The organism is Streptomyces cyaneus, from assembly GCF_004028635.1.
GTDB lineage: Bacteria > Actinomycetota > Actinomycetes > Streptomycetales > Streptomycetaceae > Streptomyces > Streptomyces cyaneus.
The window spans coordinates 440,852-455,436 of the sequence record NZ_RQJW01000006.1 but is presented as its reverse complement, the minus strand read 5'-3'; the positions used below and the strand labels follow the sequence as shown (position 1 = coordinate 455,436).

Annotated in this window: 14 protein-coding genes; 6 read left to right on the top strand and 8 right to left on the bottom strand. The window is 71.5% G+C overall.

The features are described 5' to 3' along the window. Positions 1 to 11: 11 nt before the first annotated feature. Entirely contained in the window at positions 12 to 1,538 is a 1,527-nt protein-coding gene (locus EHO50_RS24230; protein WP_128433265.1) for an aldehyde dehydrogenase family protein, read from the bottom strand. 193 nt (positions 1,539 to 1,731) lie between these two features. Then, positions 1,732 to 2,292, bottom strand: coding sequence for a DinB family protein (locus tag EHO50_RS24225; protein WP_128433264.1), 561 nt, complete (start codon positions 2,290 to 2,292; stop codon positions 1,732 to 1,734). 64 nt (positions 2,293 to 2,356) lie between these two features. On the opposite strand from EHO50_RS24225, the gene EHO50_RS24220 reads away from it, so the two are divergent. Together EHO50_RS24220 and EHO50_RS24215 are read left to right on the top strand one after the other, a co-directional pair. Beyond that, the gene (locus EHO50_RS24220) at positions 2,357 to 3,337 is read left to right on the top strand and encodes a helix-turn-helix transcriptional regulator (protein WP_128433263.1); all 981 of its coding nucleotides are present in this window, start codon (positions 2,357 to 2,359) and stop codon (positions 3,335 to 3,337) included. A 107-nt stretch (positions 3,338 to 3,444) separates the two neighbouring features. Then, positions 3,445 to 4,359: a bifunctional helix-turn-helix transcriptional regulator/GNAT family N-acetyltransferase gene (locus EHO50_RS24215; protein ID WP_246101371.1), complete on the top strand. Its 915-nt coding sequence runs from the start codon at positions 3,445 to 3,447 to the stop codon at positions 4,357 to 4,359. Between the two features lie 28 nt (positions 4,360 to 4,387). Here EHO50_RS24215 and EHO50_RS24210 read toward each other — a convergent pair whose 3' ends face one another. The 6 genes from EHO50_RS24210 to EHO50_RS24185 form a co-directional block, all read right to left on the bottom strand. Next, positions 4,388 to 5,200: a hypothetical protein gene (locus EHO50_RS24210; protein ID WP_128433261.1), complete on the bottom strand. Its 813-nt coding sequence runs from the start codon at positions 5,198 to 5,200 to the stop codon at positions 4,388 to 4,390. Positions 5,201 to 5,315: 115 nt separating this feature from the next. Further along, positions 5,316 to 6,305, bottom strand: a complete 990-nt coding sequence (locus EHO50_RS24205; protein ID WP_128433260.1) for a malate dehydrogenase — start codon at positions 6,303 to 6,305, stop codon at positions 5,316 to 5,318. 459 nt (positions 6,306 to 6,764) lie between these two features. Further along, a complete protein-coding gene (locus tag EHO50_RS24200; RefSeq protein WP_128433259.1) occupies positions 6,765 to 8,087 on the bottom strand; it encodes a helix-turn-helix domain-containing protein in 1,323 nt (440 codons plus the stop codon). Between the two features lie 423 nt (positions 8,088 to 8,510). Then, positions 8,511 to 8,978, bottom strand: coding sequence for a helix-turn-helix domain-containing protein (locus tag EHO50_RS24195; protein ID WP_128433258.1), 468 nt, complete (start codon positions 8,976 to 8,978; stop codon positions 8,511 to 8,513). A 222-nt stretch (positions 8,979 to 9,200) separates the two neighbouring features. After that, complete coding sequence (locus EHO50_RS24190; protein ID WP_128433257.1) at positions 9,201 to 9,677, bottom strand: DUF3017 domain-containing protein; 477 nt, start codon at positions 9,675 to 9,677, stop codon at positions 9,201 to 9,203. A gap of 25 nt (positions 9,678 to 9,702) precedes the next feature. Further along, a complete protein-coding gene (locus EHO50_RS24185; protein ID WP_128433256.1) occupies positions 9,703 to 10,557 on the bottom strand; it encodes a bifunctional methylenetetrahydrofolate dehydrogenase/methenyltetrahydrofolate cyclohydrolase in 855 nt (284 codons plus the stop codon). Between the two features lie 270 nt (positions 10,558 to 10,827). On the opposite strand from EHO50_RS24185, the gene EHO50_RS24180 reads away from it, so the two are divergent. The 4 genes from EHO50_RS24180 to EHO50_RS24165 all read left to right on the top strand — a co-directional run bounded on the left by EHO50_RS24180 (position 10,828) and on the right by EHO50_RS24165 (position 14,477). After that, complete coding sequence (locus EHO50_RS24180; protein ID WP_128433255.1) at positions 10,828 to 11,466, top strand: hypothetical protein; 639 nt, start codon at positions 10,828 to 10,830, stop codon at positions 11,464 to 11,466. Positions 11,467 to 11,629: 163 nt separating this feature from the next. Next, positions 11,630 to 12,400, top strand: a complete 771-nt coding sequence (locus EHO50_RS24175; RefSeq protein WP_128433254.1) for an FHA domain-containing protein — start codon at positions 11,630 to 11,632, stop codon at positions 12,398 to 12,400. After that, positions 12,397 to 13,971 (top strand): protein kinase domain-containing protein, encoded by a 1,575-nt coding sequence (locus EHO50_RS24170; RefSeq protein ID WP_128433253.1) that lies wholly within the window; start codon positions 12,397 to 12,399, stop codon positions 13,969 to 13,971. Before EHO50_RS24175 ends, EHO50_RS24170 begins: the two co-directional genes overlap by 4 nt. A gap of 92 nt (positions 13,972 to 14,063) precedes the next feature. Continuing rightward, on the top strand, positions 14,064 to 14,477 hold the full coding sequence (locus EHO50_RS24165) for a hypothetical protein (protein ID WP_246101369.1): 414 nt from the start codon (positions 14,064 to 14,066) through the stop codon (positions 14,475 to 14,477). Positions 14,478 to 14,585 lie beyond the last annotated feature (108 nt).

The window sequence follows — 14,585 nt, the reverse complement described above, 5'->3', positions numbered from 1 at the left end:
CGGGGCTCGGGTCAGCCCGCGAACCAGCGCACCGGCTTGGGCGCGAGGTTCTGGTAGACGTGCTTGCTCTCGCGGTATTCGGCGAGTCCGGCGGGGCCGAGCTCGCGGCCCACCCCGCTCTTGCCGAAGCCGCCCCACTCCGCCTGCGGGAGGTAGGGGTGGAAGTCGTTGATCCAGACGGTGCCGTGCCGGAGGCGCCCGGCGACCCGGCGGGCCCGGCCCGCGTCGGCGGTCCAGACGGCGCCCGCGAGGCCGTACTCGGTGTCGTTGGCGAGGGCGATCGCCTCGTCCTCGGTGCGGAAGGTCTCGACGGTGAGGACCGGGCCGAAGACCTCCTCGCGTACGACGGCCATCTCGCGGTGGCAGTGGTCGAGGAGGGTCGGCTCGTAGAAGTAGCCGTTCTGCGGCCGCTCGGGCGAGGGCTCGGGACGCTTGCCGCCGGAGCGCAGTACCGCGCCGTCCTTGAGCGCGGAGTCGACGTACGCCTCGACCTTGGCGCGCTGCTGCTCGGAGACGAGCGGTCCGCACTCGACGCCGTCCGCGGTGCCGCGACCGAGGCGGATACGGCTTGCCCGGCGGGCGAGTTCGGCGACGAACCGGTCCCGGATCGACTCCTCGACGATGAGGCGGGCGCCCGCCGAGCAGACCTGACCGCTGTGGATGAAGGCGGCGTTGAGGGCCTGGTCGACGGCGGTGTCGAAGGCCTCGTCGGTGGCGCAGGCGTCGGCGAAGACGACGTTGGGGTTCTTGCCGCCGAGTTCGAGGGCGACCTTCTTGACGCTGGGCGCGGCGGCCTGGGCCACCTTCGTGCCGCTGACCAGGCCGCCGGTGAAGGAGACGAGGTCGACGTCGGGGTGCTCGGCGAGCCGGGCGCCGACGGAATGGCCGGGCCCGGTGACGATGTTGGCGACGCCGGACGGGAGACCGGCCTCGACGAGCAGCTCGATCAAGGCGATCGTCGTCAGCGGCGTGATCTCGCTCGGCTTGACGACGAAGGTGTTCCCGGCGGCGAGCGCGGGCGCGATCTTCCAACTGGCCTGGAGGAGGGGGTAGTTCCAGGGCGTGATCAGCGCGCACACGCCGACCGGCTCATGGACGACGACGCTGTGGATGTCGGGCGAGCCCGCGTCGACGACCCGGCCCGGCGCCTCGGCGGCGACGAGGTCGGCGAAGTAGCGGAAGGCGTCGGCGACGCAGTCGATGTCGACCCGGCCCTCTTCGACGGTCTTCCCGGCGTCGCGGCTCTCCAGCAGACCGAGCTTCTCGCGGTCGCGCGTCAGCAGGTCGGCGACGCGGCGCAGCAGGGCGGCGCGCTCGGCGACGGGAGTGCGGGGCCACTGACCCTGGCCGCCGTCGAAGGCCCGGTGGGCGGCCGCCACGGCCAGGTCGGTGTCCTTCTCGTCACCCTCCGCGACCACGGCGAAGGGCAGGGCGTCCGCAGGGTCGAGAATCTCGCGCGTCGCGCCGGTGACGGCTTCGCGCCACTCGCCGCCCGCGTGAATCGTCTGGTGTGCCTGCCGCGCCTGCTGTCCGGTCATGATCGGTGTTGCCTTCCGTTCCTGGTCGGTGCCCCTGAGTCACACAGGTGTCACTCACGAGGACCGTCATCGCCTGCCCGGGCCCTCGGATTGCATGCGCAATCGATGGCCGAAAGTGTGCTGTGTCACTGAACATGCGGGCAAACAGGAACGAAAGGGACGCCGAAGGCTGGTTCAGAAGCCGTGGAGTGGTTCAGAAGTCCGCCGGCGGGTCCTCCCCCACCCGGCCGTCGATCGACTCGCGGATCATGTCGGCCTGGCCGAGATGGCGGGCGTACTCCTCGATCATGTCGACGAGCAGGCGCCGCAGGCTCGGCGACTCCCCGCGTGCCGTGGTGTACGCGGCGAGGTGTCCGGCACCGCCCTCGGCGACGGCCTTGCGCACATGGACCCGCGAGCGCGCCACCGCCGCCGCCCACAGCGCGTACAACTCGTCCGGACTGTCCTGGGCGGCCGAGCGCCATTCCCAGTCGGGCTCGGCATCCCAGTCGGCCGCGTCCCAGGGCGGTCCCAGCTCCACCCCTGACAGGCGCCGGCTGAAGTACTCGTCCTCGACGAGGGCCAGGTGCTTGAGCAGCCCGCCCAGGGTGAGCGTGGACGGTGCGAGCCGCGCGCCCAGGCCGGCTGCGTCGAGGCCCTCACACTTCCAGGCGAACGTCCTGCGGTTCCGTTCGAGGCAGCCGATGAGGGTGTCGATCTCGTCGCCCGCGACGGGTGGCTCGGTGACGACCTGTTCTTCGGTGTCGTAGCTCATGACGGCAGACTAGGGTCGGTTCCGGTCGATCCACTTCCGGAATCAAAGGTCACCTGGGCCGAGGATGAGCCACGACGAAAGCCCCACCGCCCGCGCCCTCCTGCTCCTCGAACTCCTCCAGAACAACCCCGGTATCACCGCCGACCGCCTGGCCGACCGCCTCGGCGTCTCCGAGCGCGCCGCCCGCCGCTATGTCGGCATCCTGCGCGAGGCCGGCATCCCCGTCGAGTCCACCCGGGGCCCGTACGGCGGCTACCGCCTCGGCCGGGGCCTGCGCCTGCCGCCGCTGATGTTCACCCCGACCGAGGCGCTCGGCCTGGTCATGGCCGTACTGGACGGCCATCACGACGCGGCCGACCCGGCCGGCCCGGTGGGCAGCGCGCTCGGCAAGCTCCTGCGCGCCCTGCCCGAACCGGTCGCGCACCCGGCCGAGGCGGTCCGCAAGGTCAGCGCCCGGGGTGGGCCCGACGCCGCCTCCCGCCCCGACCCCGACACCACCGCCGCCCTCGTCCAGGCCGCCGCCGCACACCGCCGCCTGCGCCTCGGCTACCGGCTGGGCTCGCGCGGCGAGCGCACCATGGAGGTCGATCCGTGGGCGGTCGTCGTCCACCACGGCCGCTGGTATCTGCTCGGCTGGTCGCACACGCGCGACGCGCGCCGCGTCCTGCGCGTGGACCGGGTCGCCACGGTGACGGCGCTCCCCGAGACCTTCGAGCCGCCCACCGGTCTGCGTCCCGTCGAGACCCTCGAGGAGCACCTCTCCCAGGGCTGGACGTATGAGGTGGAGATCGTGATCGAAGCGCCGGTCGCGCTCGTGACCGAATGGCTCCCCCGCAGCCTGGGCCGCCCCGAGCCGATCGACGACCGCACCACCCGCCTCCTCGCCACCACCGACGAACCGGACTGGTACGCCGGGCAGCTCACGGCGATCCGAGCCCCGTTCCGCATCGTCGGACCGCCGGAACTGCGGGAGGCGGCCCGAGCACTCGGCCGGCGCCTCACGGAAGCGGCCGAGGGCATGGCCGCCGACGCGACCTTTGACTAAAGTCAAAGATTATGGAGTCAGGGCCAGGGCCAGAACGAGAACCAGGGCAAGAGCCAGAGCCAGGGCATGAGCCGGAACCAGCGCCGGCGCCGACGCCGGCGAGGACTGTGTCCAGGCGCGCATCCGACACGGCGGAGCCGGTCCCGCCGGAGGACGTGACGGCCTTCCGCCGTTTCAACCGCTACTTCACGCGCCGGATCGGCGTACTGGACGACCACTATCTCGGCCAGAACCGCCCGCTCGGCGAGGCCCGGCTGCTGTTCGAGATCGGGGACGGCGCGTCCCTGCGCGAGCTCAGGAGCCGGCTCGGCCTGGACGCCGGGTACCTGAGCCGGATGGCCAAGGCGCTCGAGGCGCAGGGCATGGTCCGGCTGAGGGCCCACCCGGATGACAACCGGCTGCGGATGATCGAGCTGACCCCGGCCGGGCGGGTCGAGGTGAAGGAACAGAACCGGCGGGCCGAGGCGGCCGCGGCCAGGCTGCTCGAAGGGCTGAGCGCGGCACAGCGCACGGAACTGACCGAGGCCATGACGACGGCACGACGGCTGCTGCGCCTCGCCGGGATCACCGTCGAGGAGGTCGACGGAGCGAGCCCCGACGCCCGCGCCTGCCTGGACGCCTACGCGGCCGACATCGACGCGCGTTTCCCCGAGGGCTACGACAAGTCCTTCCTGGTCCGGCCGGACGAGGTGTCCGGGGACGCGGGCGCCTTCTTCGTCGCGTACGAGGAGGGGCGGCCGGTCGGCTGCGGGGCGCTACGGCGCCTGGAACCGGGCGTCGGCGAGATCCGCCACGTCTGGGTGCACAAGGACGCCCGCCGCCTCGGCCTGGCCCGCCGTCTCCTCGGAGCCCTCGAACATGCCGCCGCCGTACGGGAGTTGACCGTCGTACGCCTCGACACGCACGCCACGCTCACCGAGGCACAGGCGATGTACCGGGCCTGCGGATACGCGGAGATCCCCGCCTACACCGACGACATCTACGGCAGTCACTGGTTCGAGAAGCGCCTGCGGCACTCCTGAACCGCCACCGCCACCGCCACCATCACCGTCACCGACATCCCCCGCCCGCCGGGCAGAAGGACTCCAGTGCGGCGGCGAGCGGTTCGCGGACCAGTGCCGGGGCCAGGTCCTCCGGCCCGGCGGCGCGGATCGCGTACGGCGTGCCGTCGGCGGCCTCGAAGCGGTGGTCGATGACCTGGCGCGGGCCCTTGTTCTCGTCGTCGTAGCGGTAAGTGAGCTCGGACCAGGTGGCGGCCGAGGCGCGGTCCAGGGCCTGGTAGCCGGGCTGGTTCGAGAAACCGTAACCGGGGTCGTTCTCGGCGAGGTCGAGGGACTCGGCCGGGGTGTCCTCCGCCAGCGCGAAGATCTGCAGGCTGCGGCCGCCGTCCGGGGAGTCGTAGCGGACCACCGGGGCCTTGTCGCCCTGCTTCTGGCTGCGGATCCAGTCCTCGGGGACGTGGAGGGTGTAGCCGACGGGGTCCTGGGCGCGGCGGTAGCCCGGGAGCGAGGAGGGGGACGGGGAGGGGGAGTTGAGCGTGGGTGCCGACGGCGTGGTGACGGTGACGCGCGGCAGGGGAGCCGTTCCGGTGGCGGGGGCGTCGTCGCGGATGAGGTACCAGACGCCGGTGCCGACGCCTGCGCCGAGGACGGCCGCGGTGAGCAGGGCCGGCAGGAGCCGGTGGGCGCGGCGTGGTGCGGGCTGAGTGGGGGCCGGGATGTGCCAGGGCGCCGAGAACGAGGTCTGGGTCTGGGCCGACGCCCACGGTGGCGGGGTGACCGGCTCCCGTGCGAGCTCCCCCGCGGCCCAGGCCGCCTGGCCTCTCTCCTCGCTCGGCTCGTGTTTGCCGTCCCATCCGCTCATGGCAAGTCCCCCGAATCACCTGATGCTTACTGCTTCCGACGCTAGCGGCGAAAACAGTCGCGGGCCCCGTCCCGGAAGAAACCGGAACGGGGCCCGCGCAGGTTCGTGACAGAACTCAGATGAGGCCGAGGGAGCGGACCGCCTCGCGCTCCTCCTCGAGCTCCTTGACGGAGGCGTCGATACGGGTGCGGGAGAACTCGTTGATCTCCAGGCCCTGCACGATCTCGTACTTGCCGTCCTTGGTGGTGACGGGGAAGGAGGAGATGAGCCCCTCCGGAACGCCGTAGGAACCGTCGGACGGAATACCCATGGAGACCCAGTCGCCGTCGGCGGTGCCGTTGACCCAGGTGTGGACGTGGTCGATGGCGGCGTTGGCGGCGGAGGCGGCCGAAGAGGCGCCACGGGCCTCGATGATTGCCGCACCGCGCTTGGCGACGGTCGGGATGAAGTCCTCGGCCAGCCACTTCTCGTCGCTCACGACCTCGGCGGCGTTCTTGCCGGCGATGGTGGCGTGGAAGATGTCCGGGTACTGGGTGGCGGAGTGGTTGCCCCAGATGGTGAGGCGCTTGATGTCGGAGACCGTGGAGCCGGTCTTCTTCGCGAGCTGGGTCAGCGCGCGGTTGTGGTCGAGGCGGGTCATCGCGGTGAACCGCTCGGCCGGTACGTCGGGCGCGGCGGCCTGCGCGATGAGCGCGTTGGTGTTGGCCGGGTTGCCGACGACCAGGACCTTGATGTCGTCCGCGGCGTGGGCGTTGATGGCCTGGCCCTGCGGCTTGAAGATGCCGCCGTTGGCCTCGAGGAGGTCACCGCGCTCCATGCCCTTGGTGCGGGGGCGGGCGCCGACGAGCAGCGCGACGTTGGCGCCGTCGAAGGCGACGTTCGGGTCGTCGCTGATGTCGATGCCCTTGAGGAGCGGGAACGCGCAGTCGTCGAGCTCCATCGCGGTGCCCTCGGCGGCCTTGAGCGCGGGCGTGATCTCCAGGAGGCGCAGCTTGACCGGCACGTCCGCGCCGAGCAGCTGGCCGGAGGCGATGCGGAAGAGCAGGGCGTAACCGATCTGGCCGGCCGCGCCGGTGACGGTGACGTTCACGGGAGTGCGGGTCATGGCGTTCTCCGTATGACAGCTGGCGGTGAGGGCATCCCTGCCCCGGGGTGCGGGACGTAGAGATGATCGATCTCTTGGCATCAAGAGATCCACCCGTCAGGCTATCGCGCATCCGGGATCTCGCACTGCCGGGTCCGTGTGGCCCGCCCCACAGAATGACCATGACTGCGGCAAAGGGGCGGCCCACTACGGCAAAAGGGGGGCGGCCGCCCGGTCCGGGAGAGGTGGAACCTGGGCGACCGCCGGGTGGGGGTACCGATTGCCGGACTCCCGTGGGGGTACGGTGCGCGTTCCCACTTTGCCGACGGCCATTCCTGTCCGACTCGAAATTTTTCGCCGCTCAACACCCACCACCGGGACGCCGGACACCAGGCGCCAAACGCCGGACGCCGGACGCCGGACAGGCTGGGATTGCCTGTCCGGCGTCGAGAAGCAGAACCGCTGGGGTCCCAGGGGTCCTTACTGCGTGCACCCTTCCTGCCCCGCGGCCAGCGTCGCGCAAGCCGTGGCGTCGCCCGCGTCCTTCACGGCCACCATCGGCGTGTACGCGATCGTGTCCCCGGCGAGGGTGATCGATCCGGTCTGCTTCGTCTTGCCGACCCTCACCACCACCTCGTCCCCTTGCGCGGCCTGAGTGATACGCCCCCACGCCGCGCCGCACGTCTCGCTGTAGCGCACCTCGACCACGGCCGTGCCGACGGTCGCCGTCTTGGCGGTCGTCACCAGGTCACCGCTGCAGCCCATGCTCTCCGCGTCCTTGCCGGTGCAGGAGGCACCGCTGCACTCCACCCCGGCCGGCAGATCGGGATCCGTCGTCACGGAAGGCGAGGGCGACTTGGCCGCGTCCTCGCCCTTGTTCCCGCTGCCGGGGTCGGTGAGGTAGAACACCGCCGCGATCACGACCAGCACACCGACGACCCCCGCGAGGAACATCGTCAGCCGCCGCTTGCCACCACCGCCGCCGGAGGATCGGCCCCCCGGACGAGGCCTCTGCGGAGGCTCGCCGTACGGACTCGGCATCCCCGCCGAAGCCGACGACACCGCCCCGGACACCCCGGGTCCGCCGGACGCGCCGGGCCCGCCGGACCCGCCGGCCGTTCCCGACGGCGCCGCTCCCGCCGTACGACCACCCGACGGCGACGGACCTCGATACCCCGCCAGCCCCCACGAGTTACCGCCGGAGTCGCGGACGTCAGCCCCGCCGGAGCCCCGGCCCGCCGAGTCCCGTACGGCCGAGTCCCGGACCGGGGTATCCCGGACCGCCGAGTCGCGCACCGCGGAGTCCCGCACGTCCGGCGCCGTAGGCTGCGCCGGCACCGTGGGCGGCACGGTCGGGGCCACGCCCGCCGGTCCCGCCACCCCAGGCGTCGCCGTCGCGCTGCCGCTCTTGCGGGCGGTCTTGGCCGCCTTCGCGCTCCCCTTTGCGTTCGCCGGCGGCGCCCCGAACTCGCTCAGCGCGGCGCGCGCCTGGGAGATCCGGATCGCCTCCATGGTCATGTCGTGGCGCATCTCCGAACGGCTCCATGCCCGTTCGGCGAGCTCCCACATCGTCGTCAGATGAACGGGATTGGTGCCCGTGACCTCGGCGAGCGCCACGATCGCGCCCTTGGGCGCGAGCAGCCGCCCGTTCAGGTACCGCTCCCAGGACGTCTTGCTGTATCCCGTACGGTCGGCCAGTGCCGCGATGCTCAGACCGCTGCGGTCCACGAGCCGGCGCAGCTGGCTCGCGAACTCCCTGACCTGCGGATCGAGTTCATCCGGCAAGGCCCTCCAACGAGGCATTGCTTCCCCCCTCTTCCCCCCGGTTCGTGCTGGTGTTTCTCGCGTTTCCCCCGCGCGTGGTGCCCTCTGCCGAGTCCCCGTTCTGGCTACCCACAGGGATGCGCCCAACAAGGATCTCAGTTCCCGGGGTGGGGGCGCACGGGAGCATCGGAACCGTGGCCATGCACCGTTGCACGCCCACCGGACCGCGTCCAGTGTTCCACCGGCTTCCCTCTCCGGCCGACGCAACCCTGGCAGTAAGCCCTTGCCAACCACTCGGGACGCCCCGACCCGTCCCGATCGACCACGCTAGCCCGCCCGTTGAGTGACTTCCTTGCAAATCCGCGAACTTGTCAACACATCGACACACAGAAAGCACATAAACGATCACCTGCGTCACATGCGCCGCATTCGGGCAATCAAGACGCGAACGCCTCGCCGAGCTCAGCCCAGCGCAAGGGCCCCGATCACCGCCGTCAGCACCAGAACCACGACGAGCGCGACGGCGACCGCCAGCAGCCGACGCGACGGTGGCTCCTGCTTCTTCGGCGGGGCGTCCCACCACGGAAGGGTGGGGTCGTCCTCGTACTCCTCGGCCCCGTCCGCACCCTCCGGCTTCGCCGGCACCGTCGCGGGCTTCGGCCACGCCTGCACGGCCAGTTCCCACCGGACCCCGAAGCGCTCCGCCTCCTCCTTGTCGATCCCCGCCACCCGGCACAGTGCGTCGACCGCCTGCCGGGGCGGGGGCTGGGTGGCGTTGAGGTAACGCTGCCAGGAGGACTTGCTGTACGCCGTGCGCGCACCCAGCGCGACCAGGCTCAGGCCCGTACGGTCCTTGAGCTGCCGCAACTGCTCCACGAAGTGCCGCACCTCCGGCGGCAGATCGTCGGGCAGCGGCTGCCAGGCACCCATCGCCTCCGAACCAGATCCGATCGGGTGACGACACGGAGCGGCGCAATGGTTCCCGACGCACCCCGATGTACCCCGACGTAGCGGAACGGTCACTTCCGTGCCACAGCGCACTGACAGGCGTTGAACAGCCCCTTCAGCGTGCCCGAGGGTTGACGAAGACGGCGGCCCGTCCTTCCTCGGGGGAGGGGACGGGCCGCCGTCACGCAAGGACCGGGACCGGAGTCAGTTGCTCACCGTGAAGTGCAGGGTGTCCTTCAGGAACGGGATCACCAGCAGCGGCTTCGGCTGCGCCATCAACGCCAGCAGCACGATCACGAGGCCCAGCCCGCCGTACGTCACTATGTCCGTGAAGCGCGAGCGCACGGCGAGCATGCCGACGCTCGGCAGGAGCCAGCGCAGCACCGCGCCGGCCAGCAGGGCACCGCCGATCACCAGCGTGCCGACGCGGAAGACGTCGAGCGCGGTGATGAACAGGCCGACCCCGACCAGGCCGAGGACGAGCAGGACGGGCCACTGCCGGGCGGGGGCGGGGGCGTCACCGCCCGCGGCCCGGCCGCCGCCCTCAGGGCGGGCCGTGTCCCTGGTGAACAGCGGGAACCGGCGGGTGGTCCGCCGGGGCACACCGTCCGCGTCCGGGGCGCTCACCGGGTCCCGGACCTCGATCTCCTCCGCCCCGGCGGCGTCCTGCGCCCTGGCCATGTCCTCCGCCCTGCCGGCGGAACCCTCAACCGACACTGCGCTCCGCCGCCTCGACCACGTTGACCAGCAGCTGCGCCCGGGTCATCGGGCCGACGCCACCGGGGTTCGGGGAGATCCAGCCGGCCACCTCAGCGACGCCGGGGTGGACGTCGCCCACGATCTTGCCCTCGGCGTTGCGCGAGACACCGACGTCGAGGACGGCCGCGCCGGGCTTCACGTCCTCGGGGCGGACCAGGTGGGCGGAGCCCGCGGCCGCGACGATGATGTCCGCGCGACGCAGGTGCGCCGCCAGGTCCCGGGTGCCCGTGTGGCACTGGGTCACGGTCGCGTTCTCGCTGCGCCGGGTCAGCAGCAGCGGCATCGGGCGGCCGATGGTGACACCGCGGCCGACGACCACGACCTCGGCGCCCTTGATCTCCACGCCGTGCCGGCGGAGCAGGGTGAGGACTCCGTTGGGGGTGCAGGGCAGCGGGGCCGGCTCGTTCAGGACCAGGCGGCCGAGGTTCATCGGGTGGAGCCCGTCGGCGTCCTTGTCCGGGTCCATCAGCTCGAGGATGCGGTTCTCGTCGATGCCCTTGGGCAGCGGCAGCTGGACGATGTAGCCGGTGCAGGCCGGGTCCTCGTTCAGCTCGCGGACGACGGCCTCGATCTCCTCCTGCGTCGCCGTGGCGGGCAGCTCGCGCTGGATGGAGGCGATGCCGACCTGGGCGCAGTCGCGGTGCTTGCCGGCGACGTACTTCTGGCTGCCGGGGTCGTCCCCGACCAGGATCGTGCCGAGGCCGGGCGTGACGCCCTTCTCCTTCAGCGCCGCCACGCGGGCGGTCAGATCGGACTTGATCGCGGCTGCGGTGGCCTTGCCATCGAGAATCTGGGCGGTCATGGGTCCCATCCTCGCGGATGACGCCCTCCCGGTTCCAATCCGGGTCGCCTGTGGCCTTGGACACCGTATCTCCGCCCGTATCCCCCCATGATCAGTGATGTTGCACTTGCACAACACATAGGGAATGCGGCTGGACAAGTAAGAGCCGACTAAAGAACGATGTGACAGAAGTGCCGCGGGCAGTACCGGGGGGACACACCGCATCCGAAGACCTTCCTCCGAACCGTGCCGCGCGTCCCCGCACTCGGAAACAACGGAGGAAAGACCGCCATGAGTTTCGGCGACCCGAACAACCCTTACGGCCCGCCGCAGCCGCCTCAGGGCCAGCCCGGCTACCCGCCGCAGCAGCCCCCGGCCCAGCCGGGCTACGGCTACCCGCAGGGCGCCGCTCCCCAGCAGCCGGCCGGCTACGGCTACCCGCAGCAGGGCCAGGCTGCCTACCCCGGCTACCCCGGCTACCCGGGCGGGAACATGATGCCGATGGAGATGCCCGGTCTGATGAAGACCGCGCGCGTCTTCCTCTTCATCCTCGCCGGTTTCGACATCCTGTTCGGCATCATCACCGGTGTCGCCATCGGTGCCGTCCAGGACGTGTCCAACGGCGTCGGCAGCGGCGACTCCACCGACACCCTGGCCGGTCTCGGCTTCCTGGTCGCGGGCCTCCTGGTGGCCCTGGGCGCCCTCTCCATCTTCCTGGGCGTCAAGTTCAAGAACGGTGGCAGCGGCATCCGCATCACGACGATCGTGTACGCGTCGCTGATGGTCCTCGGCAGCATCTACAACATCGTGGCCGGGGGGACGGGCTCCGCCACCTTCGGCGGCCTCATCTCCCTCGCCATCGCCGGCATCATCCTCGCCTCGATGGTCAACAGCGCGGCGACGGCCTGGTTCAGCCGCCCGCGTTACTGAACGCTGCACGGGATTCACCGAACATTCACGCAGCTTCACGCGTGACTGAAGAGTTCACGCCAATTAACAGCCGGGGCCGTGTCTCACCCGTATGAGGGGGACACGGCCCCGCTGCGTCGCCCTACTCTGACGTGGGTAGCCGTCAGGCACGGGGAGACGCACCTTGTACAGCATCATCGTGGTACCTCCGCCGACCACGGAGGACGAGACGACCGACCGCGCCCAGCTCCGACTCGCGCCCGGCGAGCGGCTCAGCTTCGGGCGTTCCGCTTCCGACAACGACCTCACCATCGCGCACGACGGGGTGTCCCGCAGAGCCGGTGAGATCACCGCGCAGGGCGCCTTCTGGATACTGAGCAACCTCAGCCGGGAACAGACGTACGTCGTGGAGAACCCGGAGGGTGCGGGCGAGCACATCAAGGTCGGGCCGGGGCGGCTGGACGCGCCGGTCCCCTTCGAGTTCTCGCGGATCGTGCTGCCGGCGGCCGGCGATCTGCTGGCGGTCGAGGTGTGGGCGCCGCGCCACGACTACCTCAGCCCCGACGGCGGCCTGGACGGCGCGACGACCGCCCCGGCCTTCTCGGTCGACCGCACCAAGCGGTACTTCGCGGTCCTGGCCGCCCTGTGCGAACCCCGGCTGCGCGGCGAACCGCACGCCCCACTGCCCACGGTCGACCAGGTCGTGGACCGGCTCCGCCCCCACTGGCCTGCGGCGTCCCGTACGTCGGTTCAATGGAACATCGACTACCTCGCCGTGAAGCTGCGGCTCAAGCCCGGCCCGGAGACCGCGGACACCGGCCCGCGCCTCAACGGCAAGAAGGAGTCCCTGGTGTCGCTGGCGCTCCGTTTCGATCTCGTACGGGAAGACGACCTCATCGTGCTGAGAGAGCCCGCGTCCTCATCGGCCCCCGCGCCCGGCCGGGCGGCCCGGTGACCGAGCCGTACGCCGTGCCGGTGCCGAAGGGGTACCGGGTGGGCGGATGGCAGGTGCGGGAGCCGATCGCCACGGGGGCGTTCGGGAGCGTGTACGAGGGCAGGCGCGCCGCAGCCGACACGGACCGGCCGGCCGAGGTGGCCCTGAAGTTCCTGCCCACCGGCACCGGAACCCCCCGCCAACTCGCCCACCTGCGCGAACTCATCGACCGCGAGGTCGAGTTGCACCGCAGACTGAAGCAGCCACGGCTGATCCGGATGTACGAGACCCTCGTCGTCGACGACGCGGACCACCCGGCCCTCGACGGCGCCACGGTCCTCGTACTGGAGAAGGCGGAGCGCTCCCTGTCCGCGCTGCTCCAGGCGGAGCCGCGGCCCGCCGCCGGTCCCGCCCTGCTCGCGCAGATCTGCGAGGGGCTGGCGCAGCTGCACCACGCCGGCTGGGTGCACGGGGACCTCAAACCGGCCAATGTGCTGCTGATGAAGGACGGTTCGGCGCGGCTCGCCGACTTCAACATGGCGGCGGAGCTGGAGGGCACGCACGCGTACACACCCGCCTTCTCGACGCCCGACTACACGCCGCCGGAGCTGCTCTGGTCGGAGATCGGCGAGCGGGGCCGCCGGATCCGCCCGTCGGCCGACGTCTGGGCGTTCGGCGTCCTGGCCCATCTGGTCCTCACCGGCTCCTTCCCGCTCCCCGGCGCCACACCGACGACCCGCCGCGACGCGGCCGCCGCCTACGCCCGCGGCACCGACGAGCTGCGTCTGTCGCCCGAACTCCCGGACGCCTGGCGGGAGATCGTGCGGGACTGTCTGACCCGTACGCACACCGACCGGATCGGCAGTCAGGCGCTGCTGCGGCGGGTGGAGGCCGCGGCGGGCACCGGCCGCTCACCGCGCCTGCCGCGCGTCCTGCTCCCACGCCGCCGCTCCCGCCGTACGACGATGCTGGCCGCCGCGACCGCCGTGGTGGCGGTGTCCGCCCTCGGCTACGGCATCAGCACCTGGGCCGGTACCGGGACCGAGGGTGCCGGCGGCTCGGGCGGCGAGACCACGAAGGCCACGGCCGCGACGTACGGCGCATCCGAACTCCGTACGGACAAAGGCGTCCCGGTGGCCTATCGCCGCCTGATCGTCGACTCCGCCCACGACTGCGTCCAGCCGGAGGTCACCCCCGCGCTGATCGCCGCCCTGCTGAAGGCGGAGAGCAACTTCGACCCGGACCTCTCCGACCCGTCGGTGGGCAAGGAGGGCGAGTACGGCATCGCCCGCTGGACGCCGAGCCTGCTGCGCTGGTGGATCCGCGCGGACGGCGTCCCCGCGACGGAGACCCCCAAGCCTCCCCTCACGCCGGCCGAGTCCATCCCGGCCGTGGGCCGCTACCTCTGCTACATGGAACCGCTCCTCGATCAGAACGGCTTGTCCGGCGACCGCCAGGTGCTGCTGGCGGCCGCGTACCGGACCTCGACCAAGGTCGTGAACAACGCGGGCGGTGTTCCCCCGAAGTACCGCGACTACGCCGCCCGCGTCGCCCACTACCTCAAGGAGTACACGCCGCCCGGCAAGAAGTGACCCTGAGAGGTCTGAGGTACCGCTCGCGGGCGGCCGGCGACACGGTGTTCCTGTCCACCAACGGGGGTGGCACCACCGGAAGGACACCGACCATGAAGCGCATGCTCGCCTCGCTGGGTGCGGCGGCCGTACTGGCCACGGGCGCGATCGCCCTGACCCCGACGGGCGCGTCGGCGGCACCGAACGGCTGCTGGGGGAACGCCGGCACGAAGACCGACCCCGAGGGGCGCACCTACACGGCTCGCTACTGCCACAACTACCAGGGTGGCGACATCATCTGGGCCCGCAACAAGATCGGCTACATGTACGCGGGCGACAACTGGTTCGTCTGCCAGACGAAGACCCCGGGCTATGAGAACCCGCCCGTCGGCAACGCCCGGAACGACTGGTGGCTCTACACCCAGGGCGACACCGGCAGCGAGCACAAGGCCTGGGGCTGGTTCCCGGCGACGAAGGTCTCGGGCGGCAACAACTACGAGCCCGTCCCGGGCCTGCCCACCTGCTGACCACCCGATCCACGGCCTCCGGCTCCCTCGGGGGAGGGCCGGAGGCCGCCGCACGGACGCGCCGGGGCACGGGCAAAGCTTCGTCCTCCGTCATGAACGTCCCCTATT

Bases quoted from the DNA above. Each gene is read 5' to 3' on its own strand.
- EHO50_RS24230 (WP_128433265.1), bottom strand. From the start codon at position 1,538: ATGACCGGACAGCAGGCGCGGCAGGCACACCAGACGATTCACGCGGGC.
- EHO50_RS24225 (WP_128433264.1), bottom strand. From the start codon at position 2,292: ATGAGCTACGACACCGAAGAACAGGTCGTCACCGAGCCACCCGTCGCG.
- EHO50_RS24220 (WP_128433263.1), top strand. From the start codon at position 2,357: ATGAGCCACGACGAAAGCCCCACCGCCCGCGCCCTCCTGCTCCTCGAA.
- EHO50_RS24210 (WP_128433261.1), bottom strand. From the start codon at position 5,200: ATGAGCGGATGGGACGGCAAACACGAGCCGAGCGAGGAGAGAGGCCAG.
- EHO50_RS24205 (WP_128433260.1), bottom strand. From the start codon at position 6,305: ATGACCCGCACTCCCGTGAACGTCACCGTCACCGGCGCGGCCGGCCAG.
- EHO50_RS24200 (WP_128433259.1), bottom strand. From the start codon at position 8,087: ATGCCTCGTTGGAGGGCCTTGCCGGATGAACTCGATCCGCAGGTCAGG.
- EHO50_RS24195 (WP_128433258.1), bottom strand. From the start codon at position 8,978: ATGGGTGCCTGGCAGCCGCTGCCCGACGATCTGCCGCCGGAGGTGCGG.
- EHO50_RS24190 (WP_128433257.1), bottom strand. From the start codon at position 9,677: ATGGCCAGGGCGCAGGACGCCGCCGGGGCGGAGGAGATCGAGGTCCGG.
- EHO50_RS24185 (WP_128433256.1), bottom strand. From the start codon at position 10,557: ATGACCGCCCAGATTCTCGATGGCAAGGCCACCGCAGCCGCGATCAAG.
- EHO50_RS24180 (WP_128433255.1), top strand. From the start codon at position 10,828: ATGAGTTTCGGCGACCCGAACAACCCTTACGGCCCGCCGCAGCCGCCT.
- EHO50_RS24165 (WP_246101369.1), top strand. From the start codon at position 14,064: ATGAAGCGCATGCTCGCCTCGCTGGGTGCGGCGGCCGTACTGGCCACG.